Origin of the sequence: Pseudodonghicola flavimaris (assembly GCF_030164425.1) — a bacterium.
Taxonomy (GTDB): Bacteria; Pseudomonadota; Alphaproteobacteria; order Rhodobacterales; family Rhodobacteraceae; genus Pseudodonghicola; species Pseudodonghicola flavimaris.
This window is the reverse complement of the sequence record NZ_JASNJD010000019.1, coordinates 63,437-81,665: the sequence shown is the minus strand read 5'-3', so window position 1 is coordinate 81,665 and position 18,229 is coordinate 63,437. Positions and strand designations below refer to the sequence as shown.

Below are 18,229 nucleotides of genomic sequence, written 5' to 3'. Positions count from 1 at the left end.
GATTGCCACATTTCCCCGAGTCCTCACCGGCTTAGGCTGGACGGAGAGACACCATCGCGGTAACCTGCCTCGCAAACGGGACGCCAATGATCCCGACCCAGAGGCAGACATTATGGACTATCCTGAGCGGTTTTCGAACCTGCCGCCATACGCATTTCCGCGCCTGCGCGCGCTGCTGGACGATCATGCGCCCGGCGGCGACGTCGTGCATATGACCATCGGCGAGCCGAAGCACGCCTTTCCCGACTGGGTCACCCGGGTGATCACCGAGAATGCTGCCGGTTTCAACAGCTACCCGGCGAACGACGGCACCCCGGCGCTGCGCGGGGCGATTTCCGACTGGGCGGCGCGGCGCTATGGCGTCAACCTCGACGCCGACAGCCAGGTCATGGCGCTGAACGGCACCCGCGAGGGGCTCTATAACGCCGCCATGGCGCTCTGCCCCGAACGCAAGAACGGCCAGAAGCCCGCAGTGCTGATCCCCAACCCCTTCTACCAAGTCTATATGATCGCGGCGATTTCCGTCGGCGCCGATCCGGTGTTCCTGCCGGCGACCGCCGCCACCGGCCATCTGCCCGACTTCACCGCCCTGCCCGAGGATGTGCTGAACCGCACCGCCATCGCCTATATCTGCTCACCCGCGAACCCACAGGGCGCGGTGGCCAGCCGGGACTATTGGGCTGACCTGATCGCGCTGGCGGAGAAATACGATTTCCGCATCTTCGCCGACGAATGCTATTCCGAGATCTACCGCGATGCCGCCCCCACCGGGGCGCTCGCGGTGGCAGCCGAACTGGGCGCCGATCCGGAACGGGTGACCCTGTTCAATTCGCTGTCGAAACGGTCGAACCTGCCCGGGCTGCGCTCAGGCTTCGTCGCCGGCGGGCCGGCCAGCATGGCACGGCTGAAGACGCTGCGGGCCTATTCCGGGGCACCGCTGCCCGGACCGCTGCAGGCCGCCGCCGCCGCCGTCTGGGCCGATGAGACCCATGTGGCCGAGAACCGCGCGCTCTATCAGACCAAATACCGCATCGCCGACGAGGTCTTCGCCGGCGCTCAGGGCTACATGCCGCCGGAGGCCGGATTCTTCCTCTGGCTGCCGGTCGAGGATGGCGAGGCCGCGGCGCTGAAGCTCTGGCAGGAAACCGGGGTGCGGGTGCTGCCGGGCAGCTATCTGGCGCGCGAGGTCGCGGGCGAGAACCCCGGCAAAAGCTATATCCGGGTGGCGATGGTGGCTCCCGAAGACGAACTCCGCCAGGCGCTGACGCGGCTGCGCGATTGCCTCTACGGATAACAAGAAACGAGCAGGACCGAGGACAGGCATGGCATATCACACTCGCAGCCGCGACCCTCTGCTGGACAGCAACATGCAGGCGGCCATCGAAAAACGGGGCAAGGAGCTGATCGGGATCGTCCTGATCTGCATCGGCCTCGCGGCGGCGGCCATGATCGGCTCCTACACGCCGGACGATCCCAACTGGATGGTCTCGACCGATGCGCCGGTGCAGAACTGGCTGGGCCGCTTCGGCGCCTCGGTCGCGGCACCGCTGTTCATGGTGGTCGGTGGCGGCAGCTGGGGGCTGGCCATCGCGCTGATCGGCTGGGGCCTGCGCTATGCGCTGCACCGGGGAGAGGAGCGCGCGCTGTCCCGCCTGATCTTCGCCCCGATCGCCATCGCCGTCGGCTCGGTCTATGCCGCCACGCTGGTGCCCAGTGCCGCGTGGAGCGCAACGCACAGCTTCGGGCTGGGCGGTCTGTTCGGCGATACCGTGGTGGCCGCGCTGCTGACGCTGCTGCCGCTGGGCTCGCATTTCGCCGTCAAGCTGATGTCGCTTCTGACCGCCGTCGCCATGCTGGGGATGGGCGCCTATGTGCTGGGCTTCACCCGGCCCGAGATCGCGCGCGCGCTGCGCTTCGTGCTGATCGGCGTGGTGATGGTCTATGGCTTCCTCGTCAACCTTCTCGGCAAGGGCGGGGTCAGCGCCGCCCAGGCCGCCCGCAAGCAAGTGGGCGATTTCGCTGCCCACCGCAGCGCCCGGCGCGAGAAGGCCGCCGCCGAAAAGGCTTATCGCCAGCAACTGGCGGCGGATGCCGAGGCCGCGCGCGCCGCGCAGGAACTGGCCGCTGCCGAGGCCGAAGCCGAAGCCCTGTTCGAAGATCCCTATCCCGAACCGGCACCGCAGCCGGTCCAGCGCAGCGCACCGATCCCGGTGCACCGGCCGCAGCCCGCGATGGAGCCGCAGCCCACTCCAGCCCCGCGCGCCGCCGCCCCGATCCAGCACGCAGCCCCCCACTATTCCGCCGCCGTTCAACAGGCGACCCCGGTCCAGCCTCAGGCTCCCGCCCCGGTTGCGGCCCCCGCCGTTGCCGCGCCGGTGCCGGCGCCGGAGGCTCCCCGCCGTGCCGCGCAGAGCGAGGAACGTACGGGCTTCCTCGCCCGCATGCCGTCGCTGCTGCGCCGCGCAGAACCGGCGCCGATGCCCGAACCCGAACTGGTCGAGCCCGAGATGTCGGCGGCGGAACAGGACATGCCCGGCGACGACCGCATCCGCGCCAAGATCGCCGATGCCATCCGTGCCCGCTCTGGTGCGCCGGCCCCGGTCGAACCCGATCCCAGCCGGCCGCTGACCAAGGGCCGTGGCCGCGGACCCGATCCGCTGCTGCTGAACCCGCTGCGCCATGGCAACGTGCTGCCGCCGGAACCGCCGGTGACCGCGGCCCAGGCCGTCCTGCCGCCCGAGCCGCCGCTCAGCGCCGCGGCGCCCTATGTGGCCGTCCAGCCCACCGTCGCCGACGCGCCGGTCGCCCCGCCTGTACAGGCGGTGGCACCGCAGCCGGCCCCGGCCCCGATTCAGGCCCCCACACACGTCTCCACGCAGGCCCCCATGGCCGCGCCGCAGCTCGCCCCCTCCCCTGCCCCGCAGGCGGCACCGATGCCGCCGGCGCAGGAGCACGATCAGGACTATTCGGACGACACCGGATATGCCGAATACGCCGCGCCGGAGCAGCCGGCCCAGCCGGCGCCCCCGGTCTACCGCGCGCAACCGGCAGAGGCGCCGCAGGCCGACCGGCCCGCCCCGCAGCCGGTGGCCCAACCCATGGCGGTGCCGCTGGCGGAGCCGCGCAAGGTGGTGCAGCCGCTGAACCGCAAGCCGGTGCAGCCGTCGCGCCGCGCCCAGGCCGAGGCGCAGCCGGCCCTGGCCTTCGAAGAACATCACCACGATTTCGAACTGCCGCCGCTGAACCTGCTGACCAACCCGGCCGAGATCGAACGGCATTACCTCAGCGACGAGGCGCTGGAAGAAAACGCCCGCATGCTGGAAAACGTGCTGGACGATTACGGGGTGAAGGGCGAGATCGTCAGCGTTCGCCCCGGTCCGGTCGTCACCATGTATGAACTGGAACCGGCCCCGGGCCTCAAGGCCAGCCGCGTGATCGGCCTGGCCGACGATATCGCCCGGTCGATGTCGGCGCTGTCGGCGCGGGTCTCCACCGTGCCGGGCCGGTCGGTCATCGGCATCGAGCTGCCGAACGAGAACCGCGAGAAGGTGGTGCTGCGCGAAATCCTCGCCGCCCGCGACTTCGGCGACAGCAAGATGAGCCTGCCGCTGGCGCTCGGCAAGGATATCGGCGGCGATGCGGTTGTTGCCAACCTGGCCAAGATGCCCCACCTGCTGATCGCCGGGACCACCGGCTCCGGGAAATCGGTGGCGATCAACACCATGATCCTCAGCCTGCTCTACAAGCTGACGCCGGAGGAATGCCGGCTGATCATGATCGACCCGAAGATGCTGGAACTCTCCGTCTATGACGGCATCCCTCATCTGCTCTCTCCCGTCGTCACCGATCCGAAGAAGGCGGTCGTCGCCCTGAAATGGACGGTGGGTGAGATGGAGGATCGCTATCGCAAGATGTCGAAGATGGGTGTGCGCAACATCGAGGGCTATAACGGCCGGGTGCGCGAGGCGCTGTCGAAGGGCGAGATGTTCAGCCGCACCGTGCAGACCGGCTTTGACGACGAGACCGGCGAACCGGTGTTCGAGACCGAGGAATTCCAGCCCGTCGCGCTGCCCTATATCGTGGTGATCGTCGACGAGATGGCCGACCTGATGATGGTCGCCGGCAAGGAGATCGAGGCCTGCATCCAGCGTCTGGCACAGATGGCCCGGGCGTCGGGCATCCACCTGATCATGGCGACGCAGCGGCCCTCGGTCGACGTCATCACCGGCACCATCAAGGCGAACTTCCCCACCCGGATTTCCTTCCAGGTGACCTCGAAGGTCGACAGCCGCACCATCCTGGGCGAACAGGGCGCCGAACAGCTGCTGGGCATGGGCGACATGCTCTATATGGCCGGCGGCGCCAAGATCACCCGCTGCCACGGCCCCTTCGTCTCCGACGAGGAGGTAGAGGAGGTTGTCACCCATCTCAAGCAGTTCGGCCCGCCCGATTATGTCGGCAATGTGCTGGACGGCCCGGACGAGGAAAAGGCCGAAAGCATCGACGCGGTGCTGGGGCTTTCGACCGGCGGCAATACCGATGGCGAGGACGCGCTCTATGACGCAGCGGTGCAGGTGGTGATCAAGGATCGCAAATGCTCCACTTCTTACATCCAGCGGAAACTGGCGATCGGCTATAACAAGGCCGCCCGGCTGGTGGAGCAGATGGAAGACGAGGGTCTGGTCAGCCCGGCCAACCACGTCGGCAAACGGGAAATCCTGGTGCCCGAACAGCAGTGACGGTACCGTAGCCCCGAAACGGTTTCAGCCGGGCCCGATCACCGGGCCCGGCTTTTTCAATGGTAAGAACAGGTCGCCGATATGACCGTGGTGCGTGACGAGAGGGCCATCCTGGCCCGGCTGGACGATCCATATTACAGCTGGAGCTATGGCCACGAGACGCCGATCCCGGTCATCGTCAGCTATTCCTTCACCGAAACCGCCGATCTGCCCGCGCTGGACACGCTGCCCTATGCGGCCGAGACGGTATTGGCGTTTTCCGCGGCACAACGGGCGGCGGTGCGTCAGGCGATGAGCACCTTCGAGGCCGAGACCGGAGTGCTGTTCGTCGAGACCACCGGCCCCGCGATGATCAGGGCCTTCGGTGTCACCGGCTCGATCTACGGTGGCTGGGCGCATTATCCCTATGTCACCGGGGACGAGACCGACTCCGGCGACCTGACCATGGATCTGACCGACGGCGACCGGCTGAGCGGCCCGCGCTATCAATCCATCCTGCATGAGCTGGGGCATAGCCTGGGTCTGAGCCATCCCTTCAACGGCAGCTTCACGCTGGCCCCCGATCTGGACAACCGGTCGATGACGCTGATGTCCTACACGCTGTCGGGACCGCCCTACGATCAGCTCGGGGTGTTGGACAAACTGGCCCTGGGACAGCTCTATGGCGGGCCGATCGACACCACCGGCTGGAGCTATGGCTTCGGCGACGCGGGGTTCAGCCTGACCGCGGCCGGGCAGGACGATGCCCTGATCGGAGTCCAGGGACCCAACCGGTTGAATGGCCGGGGTGGCGACGACAGGCTGTTCGGCCGCGAGGCGGACGACATCCTGCGCGGCGGTGCCGGCCGGGACACGCTCGATGGCGGGCTGGGCGACGACAGGCTCTATGGCGGCCCGGGCCAGGACCGGCTGACTGCCGGCGGCGCCGCCAGCGACGAGACCGACTTCGCCCGCAGCGTCGATACCCTTCTGGGCGGCAGCGGCCGCGATCTGCTGGTGGGCAATGATTTCCGCAACCTGCTGCAGGGGGGCGCGGGGGCCGACCGGCTCTTTGGCGGCGGCCAGGCCGATCAGCTGTCCGGAGGAGCCGGAGACGACCGCCTGTTCGGCGAGGGCGGCAACGATACCCTCTCCGGCGGCGGCGGCGACGACAGGATCGCCGGCGGTGCCGGGCGCGATGTGCTGACCGGCGGCGCCGGGGCGGATCTGTTCATCTTCACCCCGGACGATGGCGCCGGACGCGACCGGATCAGAGATTTCACTCCCGGGCGGGATCATATCGATCTGCGCGCCCTCGATCTCACCCCCGACGACCTGACGATTGCCCCCCGCCACGGCGGCGCGGATAGCTTGCTGAGCTTCGGCATCGGCACGCCCCTGACCCTCCTGCTGGAGAGCGTCGCCCCGTCGGCTCTGACGGTGGCCGAGGACCTGATTTTCTAACCCCCCGATTTTCCACCCCCCCGGCCCGCTTCCGCGCCTTCACGCCGATGTGGACCGTGCGGGGATGACAATCCCGTCCGGCAATGCCTATGTAATCGCCATGAGAAACCTACTGCTCAGTCTCAGCCTTCCGGCGCTGATCCTGGCCGCGCCGCTGGCGCAGGCCGCCGAGAAATTGCCGCTGTCGGCGATATCGGCCTATCTCAACGGTCTGAAGACGGCGGAAAGCCCGTTCACCCAGATCAACGACGATGGCACGCTGACCACCGGAACGCTCTATCTCAGCCGTCCGGGCAAGGCGCGGTTCCAGTACGATCCCCCCGGCAATGCGGCGGTGATCGTCGGCGCCGGCACCGTGGTGATCCGCGATCCGAAATCGAACCAGCCGCCGGAAAGCTATCCGCTCAGCCGCACGCCGCTGTCGATCATCCTGGCCAGCCGTGTCGATCTGGACCGCGCCAATATGGTGGTTGGCCACACCTTCGACGGCACCTCGACCGTAATCACCGCGCAGGACCCCGATAACCCCGATTACGGGCGAATCGAACTGATGTTCACCGACACGCCGGTGGAGCTGCGCAAATGGGTGATCCATGATGCCAGCGGCGGTCAGACCACGGTGATTCTGGGCAAACTGGAAACCGGGATGTCCCTGCCCGGCAGCCTGTTCCTGCCGGTCGGCGGCTCCGCCCCCACCGACAAGCGCTGAGGCTGCGTCTCCTCCCGTTGCCGTCAGTAGCAGCTTGCCAGCTGGGCGCGGTACATATACGAGCGCCGCTCGACATCGTCGGCGACCCGCAACAGCCAGCTCTTGCTCTGATGCGAGCCGCGGGCATAGCCGGTGTGCCCTTCGTGATAAGCGAGATACTGATTGCGCGCGTCGGTCAGGGCGATGCCGTTGCGCTGCGAACTGCGCGTCATGTACCAGCCCATGAAATCCGCGGCATCGCGCATTTTATCGCGTTTCGCCCGCTGGTTACCGGTGGAACGCCGGTATTCGTCCCAGGTTCCGTCCAGCGCCTGGCTGTAGCCGTATGCGCTGGACTGCCGCCCCATGGGGATCACCCCCAGCACATAGCGATAGGGGGTGCGCGCATCGGAACGATACCGGCTTTCCTGATAGATCACCGCCATCTGCACATGCGCCGGCACACCATAGCGCCGCTCGACGGCACGGAAGGCGCGTTTATACTCCGGCCGCTGACTGAGGATGCTGCAGGCGTTGTCCAAATTGCTGGGGGGCGCCTTGTAGCCACCGCCACAGGACGCCAGAATCAGAACCAGCAAAAGAATGCTGAGGGGTCTGCTCATCTGCCTCATGCCTTTTTTGAGGGAATTTTAGCCGATAAACGCCCCGGTGGGAATCACATTTGCCTGAGACTTTCGGCAGCGTCCCGCTCAGGCCGCGAGGCAGGCACTGTCAAAATCAATTCGACAGTCTGTTTCTTGGAAAATCGGCTGCGGGGGTTGGACAAGGCTCAGGTGTTACGGTTAAGAACATGTCATTGAGGGCTATGTTTAATGCTGAAGACGCGCGCGAAATATCACCTGGGCCAAGTTGTGCGCCACAAGAAGCACCCGTTTCGCGGCGTGGTTTTCGATGTCGATCCGGAGTTCGCGAATACCGAGGAATGGTATGAGGCGATCCCGGAAGACAGCCGGCCGCTGAAGGAACAGCCGTTCTACCACCTGCTGGCCGAAAACGATCACACCTACTACGTGGCCTATGTGTCGGAGCAGAATCTGGTCGCCGACTACTCTGGCGAGCCGGTGGATCACCCCGATATCCCGGAGATGTTCGGCCCGTTCCAGGACGGTTCGTACCCCCTTCATTTCCAATTTAATTAAAATCTACCAGCTCGGGCGGGCAGCACCGCGCTGGCGGGGAAGCCGTCGCAGCGGGCGCTTGCGATCTGCCGGCTCCCGCAGGACCCGGCAGGCGATATCATCGTTCAATAGCCCAGCGCACAGCCGTCCTTGCGTGGATCACTGGCTGCCTCCAGCACCCCGTCGGGACGTATGCGGATCGCCTGCGCCCCGCCGATCGGCGTTTCCGGGACCACCACGCTGTGGCCCAGATCGGCCAGCTCCTGCCGCACCGCATCGCTATAGCCCCGCTCGACCTCCAGCCCGGTGGTGTCGGCAAAACTGCGTGGCGCATCCAGCGCCGCCTGCAGGTCCATGCCGAAATCGCGCAGGTTGCTGACCACCCGAGCATGACCGTTGGGCTGATAGGCTCCGCCCATCACCCCGAAGGGCATCAGCGTGTCGCCATCGCGCAGCATCGCCGGGATGATGGTATGCATCGGGCGATTGCCGCCGGTCATTTCGTTCGGATGCCCCGCCTCCAGGCTGAAGCCGGCACCGCGGTTCTGCAGCAGCACGCCGAAGCGGTCGCTGGCAATGCCAGAGCCAAAGCCATGGAAGATCGAATAGATCAGCGACACCGCCATCCGGTCGCGGTCGACCACGGTGATATAGATCGTATCCTTGTGCACCGCCTCGCTCAGCGCCGCGGGGCTGGCCATCGCCCGGGCCATGTCGATCCGCCCGGCCAACTGCGCCGCGGTTTCCGGTGCCAGCATATGCTGCAACCGCGCGGTGCGGTCGGGATCGGCGATGAACCGGTTCCGCGCGTCATAGGCCAGCTTGGCGGCCTCGGCCTCCACATGGGCACGAGCGGCGCCGAAGGGCTCCATGCCGGCGATGTCGAAATGGCTCAGGATATTCAGCATCAGGATCGCCGTTGCGCCCTGACCGTTGGGCGGATGCTCGAACAGATCGGCCCCCTTGTACTGCCCCGACACCGGCGTCGTCTCGGTACAGCGGGTCGCGGCGAAATCCTCCAGCGTGTGGACCCCGCCCAACGCGGTCAGCGCGGCACAGATGTCCTCGGCCACCTCACCGGTATAGAAACCGTCGCGGCCCTGCCTGGCGATCCGGCGCAGCACCTCGGCCTGGCCCGGGGCGCGAAAGATCTCCCCCACCCGCGGGACGCGGCCATCGATCAGATAGCGGTCGCGCGCAACACCCTGCAGGGTGCCCTGATCCGTGGCCCAGTCGAAGGCCACGCGGGCCGCCACCGGCACGCCGGCCTCGGCATACTGGATCGCCGGCGCGAGAATCGCATCGAGCCCGAGCGTGCCGACGGTTTCCGACAGATGGCAAAAGGCATCGATGGCGCCGGGGATCGTCACCGCCTCTGGCCCATGGAGCGGCACCGCGCTCAGCCCCCGGTCGCGCAGCGCGGCGGCACTGGCCGCCTTCGGCGCCCGGCCGGAGCCGTTCAGCGCCTTGAGCGCGCCGCTGTCCGGATCGGTATAGAGGACAAAGCAATCGCCACCGATCCCGGTCATCTGCGGTTCGCAAATTCCCAGCAGGACCGCCCCCGCGATGGCCGCATCCATCGCATTGCCCCCCCGGCGCAGGATATCCACCGCCACCAGCGCGGCCAGCGGATGCGACGTGGCGCACATCCCGTTCGTTGTCAGCACCTCGGAGCGGCCCGGGCTCTGGAAATCGCGCATTGCGGTTGTCTCCCTTCATGTCTTCGCGGCGGAGATTAGGCCCGGCCCGCCGGGTTGCCAACCGCCAGCGCCGGAACCGCCCCCTCTGCACCAGGCAGAGGGGAAAGTCCGGAAGGGGTAGAAAATCAAGAGAAACCGCAACTGCAGATCGGGACAAGTCCTCGGCACCGCGCATTGGGTGGGGGCTATGATCGCACGGCGCCGAGGGAAGCCTGTTGCAGCTACGGTTCCGTTATCGCGCCGCAATCGGGCGCAACTTTGCTCCGATTGCGGCAGTTTCAGGGCGCGGTGCGCTTCTCGGACTTATCCTTGGACAAGTCGAACATCATCGACAGGGTGTTGCGCTGCGCCCGCCGGTCATAGCGGACCGAACTGGTCAGCGCGTGGATCAGACCCCAGCCAAAGCCGCCCTCGGGCAGCTCTGCCTGATCGCTCAGGTCATGGGCGCGGGGTTTGGGCAATTTGCCTTCGGGCATCGGCAGCCCGTGATCGGAGATCCGGAGCACCAGCCGGGTATCCTCCAGCCGGCCGGTCACGGTGATCGTGCCGTCGCTGCGGCCGCGATAGGCGTGTTCGGTCACATTGTTCACCGCTTCGGCCAGCGCCAGTTCGACATCCCCCGCGACATGCTCAGGCAGTTCCAGGGCGCGCAGACGCGCCATCACCGCGACGATCCCGCCGCGGGCGGCCAGCTCCGTGGCCCTGAACCTGTGCGTAAAACGCTCTGGCATTGCGGTTATCCGCCGTTATGACACAAGCTACTCAGGTCAGCCTTCGATCCCGATCATGGCATCGTCGAGCGAGGGAAACAGTTTGAAGACCGTGTCCATTCGCGTCAGCCGAAGCACCTTGTCCACCATCGGGCTCAGCCCGGCGAGCTCCATCCGCCGCCCTTCACCCAGTTGTTTCATTGCCGCGACGATCGCGCCCAATCCGCTTGAGTCGATGAACGTCACCCGCGACAGGTTCAAAATCACCCGATCCGGTCCGCCTGCGGTTTCCGTGCGCATATCTTCCTTGAACTGGATCGCGACAGCCGCGTCGATCCGATCCGCATTGACGGTGACAATGCGCACGTCGCCCTTTTGCGTACTGCTCAGCAACATGGCTCTCCTCAGGTGGTATTTCAGGTAGTATCAAGCTAGTGATGAAGTCTTACCAATCGGTTGTCCCGATAACTAGGGAGGAGTGGGGATGAAAGACGTTTTGATCGCCGGTGCGGCAAGAACGCCCATGGGGGGATTCCAGGGGATCTACGATGGCGTACCAGCGGCGGAGCTGGGCGGCGCAGCCATTCGCGCGGCGCTGGCCGGGGCCGGAGCCGACACCGTGGACGAGGTTCTGATGGGCTGCGTTCTGCCCGCGGGCCAGGGCCAGGCGCCGGCGCGGCAGGCCGGGTTCCTCGGCGGTCTTGGCGAAGAGGTGCCGGCCACCACGCTCAACAAGATGTGCGGCTCCGGCATGAAGGCGACGATGCTGGCCTTCGATCAGATCGCTCTCGGCCATAATGAGGTGATGATCGCCGGCGGCATGGAAAGCATGTCAAACGCGCCCTATCTGCTGCCGGCGATGCGCGGCGGCGCCCGCATCGGCCACGGCAAGACCATCGACCACATGTTCCTGGACGGGCTTGAGGACGCCTATGACAAGGGCCGGCTGATGGGCACTTTCGCCGAGGACTGCGCCGAGGCCTTTCAGTTCACCCGCGAGGCGCAGGACGACTATGCGCTGAAATCCCTCTCGAACGCGCTCGAAGCCCAGAAAAGCGGCGCCTTCGACGGCGAAATCACCCCGGTCACTGTCAGGACCCGCAAGGGCGAGGTGGTGACCGAGATCGACGAACAGCCGCAGACCGCCCGCCCCGAGAAGATCCCGACGTTGAAACCGGCGTTCCGGCCCGGCGGCACGGTGACGGCGGCGAATTCCTCCTCGATCTCGGATGGGGCGGCGGCGCTGGTGCTTGCCTCCGCCGAGGCGGCAGAGGCCCGCGGCCTGACCGCCCGGGGCCGAATTCTCGGCCATGCCAGCCACGCCCAGGCGCCGGCGCTGTTCCCCACCGCCCCGGTCCCGGCGGCACAGAAGCTGCTGGCCCGGCTGGGCTGGTCGAAGGACGATGTCGACCTGTGGGAGGTCAACGAGGCCTTTGCCGTGGTGCCGATGGCCTTCATGCGGGAAATGGACCTGCCCCGCGACCGGGTGAACGTCAACGGCGGCGCCTGCGCCCTGGGCCACCCGATCGGCGCCAGCGGCGCCCGGATCATCGTCACCCTGCTGAACGCGCTGGAAAAACGTGGATTGAAACGGGGTGTGGCCGCGATCTGCATCGGTGGTGGCGAGGGCACGGCCATCGCCATCGAACGGCTCTGACAACGCTCTGAGCCCGCCCCCTTCGCGGCGATCGTCCCGGCACCCTCCGAACGGACGCCGCGGCACCGGGGCATCCGTTGCCCGCCACCTTGTCTGCCGCCGCCCCGAGGCGGAGACTGGCCGACAAAGGAGAGGCCGATGAAACAGCTCAGGCTCCTATACTCGCTCCTGCGGGTGCTGGCGCCGGCGCCGGTCGCCCGTCACCTGCCTGCGGGATCGCCACGGGCAGTTAGCGGCCGCGTCGCCGATCCGAAGGCGCAGGCGGTGGCCGATCTGGTCGCGCAGCTGCGCGATCCCGATGCCCTGCCCAGCGTCGCCGAGAGCCGGGCGCAGCTGGCAATGTTCGTCCGCAAGTTCGACCGCCCCGGTCCCCGGACGGTCACGCGCCAGGCATTGCAGCTGGCCGGGGCCGCCGGCCCGCGCGCGGCCCGGCTCTATACCCCGCGCGGGCGCGGCGAGGGCGCGCCGACGCTGCTCTATTTCCACGGGGGCGGCTGGATACAGGGCAGCCTCGACACCCATGACGCGGTCTGTGCCAAGCTGGCCGACCGCGCCGGACTGCGGGTGATCTCCTATGACTATCGGCTGGCGCCCGAGGCGCCGTTTCCCGCCGCGCCGGACGATATCCTTGCCGCCTATCTGCAACTGACCGATCCCGCCGGGCCGCACCGGCTGGATCCGGCGCGCCTGGCAGTCGGCGGCGACAGTGCCGGCGGCAATCTGGCAGCCAGCCTGCTGCACAGCCTGAGCGCGGCGGGCGCGCCGCTACCGGCGGCGCAGCTGCTGATCTATCCCGGCGTCGACGCCCGGCTGACGTCGCAGTCGATGGCAGATCTCAGGGACGACCCGCTGCTGTCCTCGACCCGGATCGCCTGGTATCTCGATCACTACCTTCCACCCGGACAGGACCGCTGCGCGCCCCGTGTCTCCCCGCTGTTCTCGCCGCATCTGGCCGGTCAACCGCCGGCGCTGGTGATCGCCGCCGGGCAGGATCCGCTGTGGGACGATGGGCGAAGCTATGCCGAAGCGCTGCGAACCGCTGGCGTTGACACCGATCTTCTGACTTATCCGGGGCAGCTGCACGGCTTTCTCAACCTGACCCGCGTCATCCCCGAGGGCGAGGATGCCATCAGCCGGGCAGCAGACTGGCTGAAGGAAAGGTTCGGCATATGACCGGAGACTACGAGGCGCTCGCCCGGCGGATCGCCGCCCTGACCGAGGGTGAAACCGATGTCATCGCCCTGATGGCGACGCTGGCCTGCGAGGTGCATCATGCCGACGTGCGGTTCAACTGGACCGGGTTTTACCGGGTGGTGGCGCCGGAACTGCTGAAGATCGGGCCCTACCAGGGGGGCCACGGGTGCCTGACGATTCCGTTTTCGCGCGGTGTCTGCGGGGCCGCCGCCCGCAGCGGCGCGGTCATGCTGGTTCCGGATGTCGATGCCTTTCCCGGCCACATCGCCTGTGCCAGCTCGACCCGGTCGGAACTGGTGCTGCCGGTGCGCGACGGCAACGGCCAGTTGATCGCGGTCTTCGACATCGACAGCGACCTGCCCGACGCCTTCACACCGGCAGATGCCGAGGCGCTAACGGCGATCCTCGACCGGGTCTTTGGCCAGCTGCATGGCGACAAGACCGGCAGCTGAGGCGCGAGGGCTTAATCGAAACGGGCCATCCGGTCGATCTGCGGGGCCATGGTGCACCACTCGTCCTCTGCGGTCAGCACCCAGACCGCATCCGCCTCGGTCGCATGCACGGTGATCCGGCCGGCTTCGGAGCTGATCATCTCCGGGTTCAGCAGGTTGAGAAACAGGGCCAGAGCTTCGGCGGTCAGACACATGGGTCGCGTCTCCTTCGGTCAGATCGGTCAGGCGCGCTGCCCCTCCCACAGTCGCGTTGCGTTAAGTTTACCATGGGTCATCCACTACCGAGCCATAAAATGCTGCGGCGCAGCAAGTAGGGCAGCAATTACTCCCTAAAACTTGGGAAACCGATCAAAAACCGTGCAGATCGCCTGCCGACTCGTGGCAAAACGGGGGATGCATCCCCCGGGGAAATGCGGCAGGGTGCCGCGACCAGACCACCGTGCCATGACGATGCCACCGACGATGCCCCAGTCCGATCCGCACCTGCTCCGCTGCCCCGGCAGCCTGCCGACGATCGAGGTCCGCCCATGACCTTCGAGGCCTGGAGCGTCTTCGCCCTGTTCTGGATCGCCTTCGTCACCACGCCGGGACCGAATGCGGTCAACTGCATCTCGAACGGCATGGCACTGGGGTTTCGCCGAGCCCTGATCGGCGTTCTGGCGATCCTGACGCAGGCGGCCAGCTTCCTGCTGCTCTCGGCCGCCGGGGTGACCGCCCTGCTCGCCGCCTCGCCGACAGGTTTCACCGTCGCCAAATACATCGGCGCCGCGGTGCTGATCTGGCTGGGGCTGCGCGGCTGGCGCAATGCCAGCAAACCCGCCCCGACCGAGGTGCGGCCAGCGCGGCACATCTATCTGCACGCGCTGGCGATCGCCACGATCAACCCCAAGAGCGTCGCCGGCTATCTTGCCGCCTTCTCCGCCTTCGTGCAGCCCGACGTGCCGATCTGGGATCAGATGGCGGTGATCGTACCTACGGCGCTGACCCTGACCACGCTGAGCTATACCGGGTTCACCGCGCTCGGGGCGCTGATGGGCCGGGCGGCGCTGGGGGCGGTGTTCAACGTCTGGGTGCGCCGGGTGCTGGCCAGCTGCTTTGTCCTTTACGGTGTGCTGCTGGGGCTGGCAGCGACACCGCAGATCGCCGGGTAGCCCACCGGCCCCGGCGGCACGCCCCCGGAACATGGTACCGGACCGCCCGCATTGCACAGCCCGCGCCGCTGCCCTAAAGCGATAGGGTAAGAGGAGATCCCGCGATGACATCGCAAGCCGTCACCCCCCCGCCCGTTGCCGGCAGCGGGGACAGTCCGCAGGGGCTGGCCTTTGCCGTCTCCGCCTATCTGATGTGGGGGGTGCTGCCGCTCTTCCTCAAGCTTCTGAGCCATATCACCCCGGTCGAGGTGGTGGCGCATCGCATCCTGTGGTCGATCCCGGTCGCCGGCATGCTGCTGATCGCGATGGGGCGCACCGGCGATCTGCGCCGGGCGCTGACCCATCCAAAGACGCTGGCCCAGGGGGCGCTGACGGCGGCGCTGATCTCGATCAACTGGGGCATCTACATCTGGTCGATCAACAACGGCCATGCACTGGACGCGGCGCTGGGGTATTACATCAATCCGCTGTTCAGCATCTTTCTGGGCGCGGTGCTGCTGCGCGAACGGCTGGGCCGGGCGCAGATCGCCGCCATTGCCCTGGCCACGGTCGCGGTGACGATCCTGGCGATCGATACCGGCCGCATCCCCTGGCTGGCGCTGACCCTGACGCTGAGCTGGGGGTTTTATTCCTTCTTCAAGAAATCGCTGCCAATCGGCCCCAATCAGGGATTCCTGCTGGAGGTTCTGATCCTGATGCCGCCCGCCCTGATCTATGTGATCTATCTCGAGGCCAGCGGCGGCGGGCATTTCGGCCATATGGATGCCGATACGCTGTTGCTGCTGGCCTGCGGCCCGGTGACGGCGATCCCGCTGATCGCCTATGCCAATGGTGCCAAGCGGCTGCGGCTATCGACCATAGGCATCCTGCAATACATCACGCCGACGATGATCATGCTGGCGGCCGTCTTCCTGTTCGGCGAACCGATGGGGCGGGCCCGGATGATCGCCTTTCCGCTGATCTGGGCGGCGCTGGCAATCTATACCGGCGCCCTGCTGCACCAGAGCCGGCGGCGGCGGGCCTGACAGGCCACGCCCCCGCCGCGCGCCGCGTCAGGACAGCGCCTTGCGGTAGTCCAGGAACCGCGGATCGGTCTTGACCCGGGCGTTCATCGCCTCACGCAGGGCGCCCACGGTCTTATGCGGCCGCATCACCACTTCGAACAGACCGATCAGCCCGTCGTCATTCAGGGTGATCAGATCGACCCCGACGGCATCCAGCCCCTCGACCTTGCACTGGAATTCCAACGCCCAGTCGCGGCCGGCGCCCATCACCCGGCGATAGCGGAAATCGGTGAACACCTGGCCGACATGGCCCAGCACCGCCGCGACCGGCGCGCGCCCGGCCCAGGTCGCCCAGTAGGTCGGCGGCAGAAAGCGCACGTCCTCTGCCAGCACGGTGGCGATCTTTTCGTGATCGCCCGAGGCGATGATCTCCAGCGCCCGGGCGATGGTGGGATGCATGTCGGGATGCAAATCTGTGCTCATGAACCGGTCTCCTCCTCCTGATCCGGCGGCAGAGTGGCCGCCCCGCGGCCCTGCGGCAAGCTTGACGTCAGGGCGAAGTCAGCTACCACGGGGCCATGAGCGATTACTCCCCCCCGATGGACCCGCTGGAGATCCTGCATGAGGATGCCCAGCTGGTCGCCGTGAACAAGCCCGCCGGGTTGCTGTCGGTGCCCGGGCGCGGCGCGCATCTGGCCGATTGCCTGCTGAGCCGGGTGCAGGCGGTGTTTCCCGAGGCGCTGCTGGTACACCGGCTGGACCGCGACACCTCGGGCGTGATCGTCTTCGCGCTGACCCCGCATGCCCAGCGGAGCCTGTCGATGCAATTCGAACAGCGGGTGACCAAAAAGACCTATGTGGCGCGGGTCTGGGGCCGGCTGGAGCCGAAGGCCGGCACCGTCGATCTGCCGTTGATCGTCGACTGGCCGAACCGGCCGCTGCAGAAGGTCTGCCATGACACCGGCAAACCGGCTGTGACCGATTGGAAGGTGCTGAAATACGGTGCCGAGGAAACCCGAGTGCGGCTGTTTCCCCGCACCGGGCGCAGCCATCAACTGCGGGTCCATATGCTGGCGCTGGGGCATCCGATCCTGGGCGATCCGCTCTATGCCGAGGGGCCAGCCCGCGCCTTCCCCCGGCTGATGCTGCATTCTGAGGAACTGCGGCTGAACCACCCCGAGGGCGGCCTGTCGATGAAATTCCGCGCCAAGGCGCCGTTCTGAGGTCAGGACCGGGGGCGCCGCGGTACGGCGCGGGCAGAGGTCCCGTTGCCGCCCCCCCCTGGCCGCTCAGGTGGATATCCGTGTCCAGCCGGTGGGCAGAATATCGGGGTTCTGCAGCTTCGGATCACCGAACCATTTGGTCGGGCCGGTGACCCGTTTGTCGGCATGGGCGTTGAGCCAGGCGCCCCACCAGGAGAAGGAGGAATTGGCGATGATGTTGTGCCGGCAGAGCGACATCAGGCGCATATCCTCGAAATCGGACTCCGGCCCGTTGAAATCGACCACCACCTTTTCCACCGGCAGCGGCAGGTTGGATCTGGCCCAGTCGGGATCGTCGGAAAAGACGAAGACGGTGGGGGTGCCCGGCAGGCCATCGAGAACATGGGCCAGCGCGGCCTCGTAATAGGCCTGATCGCAGAGCACATGGGCGGCGAAGGTCAGGTAATCGCCGCGCCGAACATGCAGCGAGATCGCCAGGCTTTCGCCGATCCGCGCCGCCATCTCGGCGTTCTGGCCGGAACTGAAGGCGGGGAAGGTGAAATCCCGGCGGATGGTCTCGGCGATGGCGGCGAAATAGCCTTCGCATTGCCAGTAGCCATGCAGGTAGCTGTCGTCACCGAAGCTCTCGAAGGCGGGGTTGTAGCCCAGCCCGCGTTCGCGCCGGAACCGAGGATGCCGGCCGAAGCCGCGCCAGAGCGCGTAGGACAGGAACCCTTCGTGCTTGGCCGGCGGCAGCGGTGGCGGCGGCGTCTGCAGCGGCAGGTCGAAGACCCGGGTTAGCACCCCTTCGCCACGGTGCAGCGCGCTGCGCGGATCGATGGCCAGCGGCACCCCCAGCCGGGCGGCCAGGGCGCGGCCGGCAGCCCATTGGAACATCTGATTGCCCAGCCGGCCATGCAGGCGGGTATAGATCATCGCGCTCTCCTGCGTGCGTTTCCCCGTCTCTAGGGGGATTTCGGCCACAGGGCCAGAGCCGGCGGCGCGCAGAGGGCTTGACCGGAGGCCGCAAGCTGCCGTAATCGCCGGGCAAGGTTCGGGTGCCCTGCCGTTCGCAAGCGTCACGCTGTGGTGAAACCCGGTTCGATCCTTCCTGCCGTTTCCCGAGGCATGCGTCGGATGGCAATGCGAG

Annotated in this window: 18 protein-coding genes; 11 read left to right on the top strand and 7 right to left on the bottom strand. The window is 67.0% G+C overall.

Annotation, left to right across the window (positions count from 1 at the left end; all coding sequences use genetic code 11):
* Nucleotides 1–112 precede the first annotated feature (112 nt).
* The 4 genes from QO033_RS19730 to QO033_RS19715 all read left to right on the top strand — a co-directional run bounded on the left by QO033_RS19730 (nucleotide 113) and on the right by QO033_RS19715 (nucleotide 6,891).
* Nucleotides 113–1,294, top strand: a complete 1,182-nt coding sequence (locus QO033_RS19730; RefSeq protein WP_284482686.1) for an aminotransferase class I/II-fold pyridoxal phosphate-dependent enzyme — start codon at nucleotides 113–115, stop codon at nucleotides 1,292–1,294.
* Nucleotides 1,295–1,322: 28 nt separating this feature from the next.
* The gene (locus QO033_RS19725; protein WP_284482685.1) at nucleotides 1,323–4,739 is read left to right on the top strand and encodes a DNA translocase FtsK; all 3,417 of its coding nucleotides are present in this window, start codon (nucleotides 1,323–1,325) and stop codon (nucleotides 4,737–4,739) included.
* A gap of 81 nt (nucleotides 4,740–4,820) precedes the next feature.
* Nucleotides 4,821–6,182 (top strand): M10 family metallopeptidase C-terminal domain-containing protein, encoded by a 1,362-nt coding sequence (locus tag QO033_RS19720; protein ID WP_284482684.1) that lies wholly within the window; start codon nucleotides 4,821–4,823, stop codon nucleotides 6,180–6,182.
* A gap of 100 nt (nucleotides 6,183–6,282) precedes the next feature.
* Nucleotides 6,283–6,891, top strand: a complete 609-nt coding sequence (locus tag QO033_RS19715) for a LolA family protein (protein ID WP_284482705.1) — start codon at nucleotides 6,283–6,285, stop codon at nucleotides 6,889–6,891.
* Nucleotides 6,892–6,914: 23 nt separating this feature from the next.
* On the opposite strand, the gene QO033_RS19710 is transcribed toward QO033_RS19715, so the two are convergent.
* Entirely contained in the window at nucleotides 6,915–7,493 is a 579-nt protein-coding gene (locus QO033_RS19710) for a transglycosylase SLT domain-containing protein (RefSeq protein ID WP_284482683.1), read from the bottom strand.
* Nucleotides 7,494–7,703: 210 nt separating this feature from the next.
* On the opposite strand from QO033_RS19710, the gene hspQ reads away from it, so the two are divergent.
* Nucleotides 7,704–8,030, top strand: coding sequence for a heat shock protein HspQ (gene hspQ, locus QO033_RS19705; RefSeq protein WP_284482682.1), 327 nt, complete (start codon nucleotides 7,704–7,706; stop codon nucleotides 8,028–8,030).
* 104 nt (nucleotides 8,031–8,134) lie between these two features.
* On the opposite strand, the gene QO033_RS19700 is transcribed toward hspQ, so the two are convergent.
* The 3 genes from QO033_RS19700 to QO033_RS19690 all read right to left on the bottom strand — a co-directional run bounded on the left by QO033_RS19700 (nucleotide 8,135) and on the right by QO033_RS19690 (nucleotide 10,815).
* Complete coding sequence (locus QO033_RS19700; RefSeq protein WP_284482681.1) at nucleotides 8,135–9,709, bottom strand: gamma-glutamyltransferase family protein; 1,575 nt, start codon at nucleotides 9,707–9,709, stop codon at nucleotides 8,135–8,137.
* Between the two features lie 278 nt (nucleotides 9,710–9,987).
* Nucleotides 9,988–10,440 (bottom strand): ATP-binding protein, encoded by a 453-nt coding sequence (locus tag QO033_RS19695; RefSeq protein ID WP_284482680.1) that lies wholly within the window; start codon nucleotides 10,438–10,440, stop codon nucleotides 9,988–9,990.
* Nucleotides 10,441–10,476: 36 nt separating this feature from the next.
* Nucleotides 10,477–10,815 carry an STAS domain-containing protein gene (locus tag QO033_RS19690; RefSeq protein WP_284482679.1) on the bottom strand — a complete coding sequence of 113 codons (339 nt, stop codon included), beginning with the start codon at nucleotides 10,813–10,815 and terminating at the stop codon, nucleotides 10,477–10,479.
* 88 nt (nucleotides 10,816–10,903) lie between these two features.
* On the opposite strand from QO033_RS19690, the gene QO033_RS19685 reads away from it, so the two are divergent.
* The 3 genes from QO033_RS19685 (at nucleotide 10,904) to QO033_RS19675 (ending at nucleotide 13,722) form a co-directional block, all read left to right on the top strand.
* Nucleotides 10,904–12,076, top strand: a complete 1,173-nt coding sequence (locus QO033_RS19685) for a thiolase family protein (RefSeq protein WP_284482678.1) — start codon at nucleotides 10,904–10,906, stop codon at nucleotides 12,074–12,076.
* A gap of 138 nt (nucleotides 12,077–12,214) precedes the next feature.
* On the top strand, nucleotides 12,215–13,249 hold the full coding sequence (locus QO033_RS19680; RefSeq protein WP_284482677.1) for an alpha/beta hydrolase: 1,035 nt from the start codon (nucleotides 12,215–12,217) through the stop codon (nucleotides 13,247–13,249).
* Entirely contained in the window at nucleotides 13,246–13,722 is a 477-nt protein-coding gene (locus QO033_RS19675) for a GAF domain-containing protein (protein WP_284482676.1), read from the top strand. The genes QO033_RS19680 and QO033_RS19675 overlap by 4 nt, the downstream gene beginning before the upstream one ends.
* Nucleotides 13,723–13,733: 11 nt before the next feature.
* Here QO033_RS19675 and QO033_RS19670 read toward each other — a convergent pair whose 3' ends face one another.
* Nucleotides 13,734–13,916 (bottom strand): hypothetical protein, encoded by a 183-nt coding sequence (locus tag QO033_RS19670; protein WP_284482675.1) that lies wholly within the window; start codon nucleotides 13,914–13,916, stop codon nucleotides 13,734–13,736.
* Nucleotides 13,917–14,249: 333 nt separating this feature from the next.
* Here QO033_RS19670 and QO033_RS19665 point away from each other — a divergent pair, with 333 nt between their 5' ends.
* Nucleotides 14,250–14,873, top strand: a complete 624-nt coding sequence (locus tag QO033_RS19665; RefSeq protein WP_284482674.1) for a LysE family translocator — start codon at nucleotides 14,250–14,252, stop codon at nucleotides 14,871–14,873.
* 104 nt (nucleotides 14,874–14,977) lie between these two features.
* Nucleotides 14,978–15,898 carry an EamA family transporter RarD gene (gene rarD, locus QO033_RS19660; RefSeq protein WP_284482673.1) on the top strand — a complete coding sequence of 307 codons (921 nt, stop codon included), beginning with the start codon at nucleotides 14,978–14,980 and terminating at the stop codon, nucleotides 15,896–15,898.
* Nucleotides 15,899–15,925: 27 nt separating this feature from the next.
* Here rarD and QO033_RS19655 read toward each other — a convergent pair whose 3' ends face one another.
* A complete protein-coding gene (locus QO033_RS19655; RefSeq protein WP_284482704.1) occupies nucleotides 15,926–16,336 on the bottom strand; it encodes a nuclear transport factor 2 family protein in 411 nt (136 codons plus the stop codon).
* Between the two features lie 119 nt (nucleotides 16,337–16,455).
* Here QO033_RS19655 and QO033_RS19650 point away from each other — a divergent pair, with 119 nt between their 5' ends.
* On the top strand, nucleotides 16,456–17,100 hold the full coding sequence (locus tag QO033_RS19650; RefSeq protein WP_284482672.1) for an RluA family pseudouridine synthase: 645 nt from the start codon (nucleotides 16,456–16,458) through the stop codon (nucleotides 17,098–17,100).
* A gap of 66 nt (nucleotides 17,101–17,166) precedes the next feature.
* Here QO033_RS19650 and QO033_RS19645 read toward each other — a convergent pair whose 3' ends face one another.
* Nucleotides 17,167–18,015 carry an alpha-1,2-fucosyltransferase gene (locus QO033_RS19645; protein ID WP_284482671.1) on the bottom strand — a complete coding sequence of 283 codons (849 nt, stop codon included), beginning with the start codon at nucleotides 18,013–18,015 and terminating at the stop codon, nucleotides 17,167–17,169.
* Nucleotides 18,016–18,229: the final 214 nt, after the last annotated feature.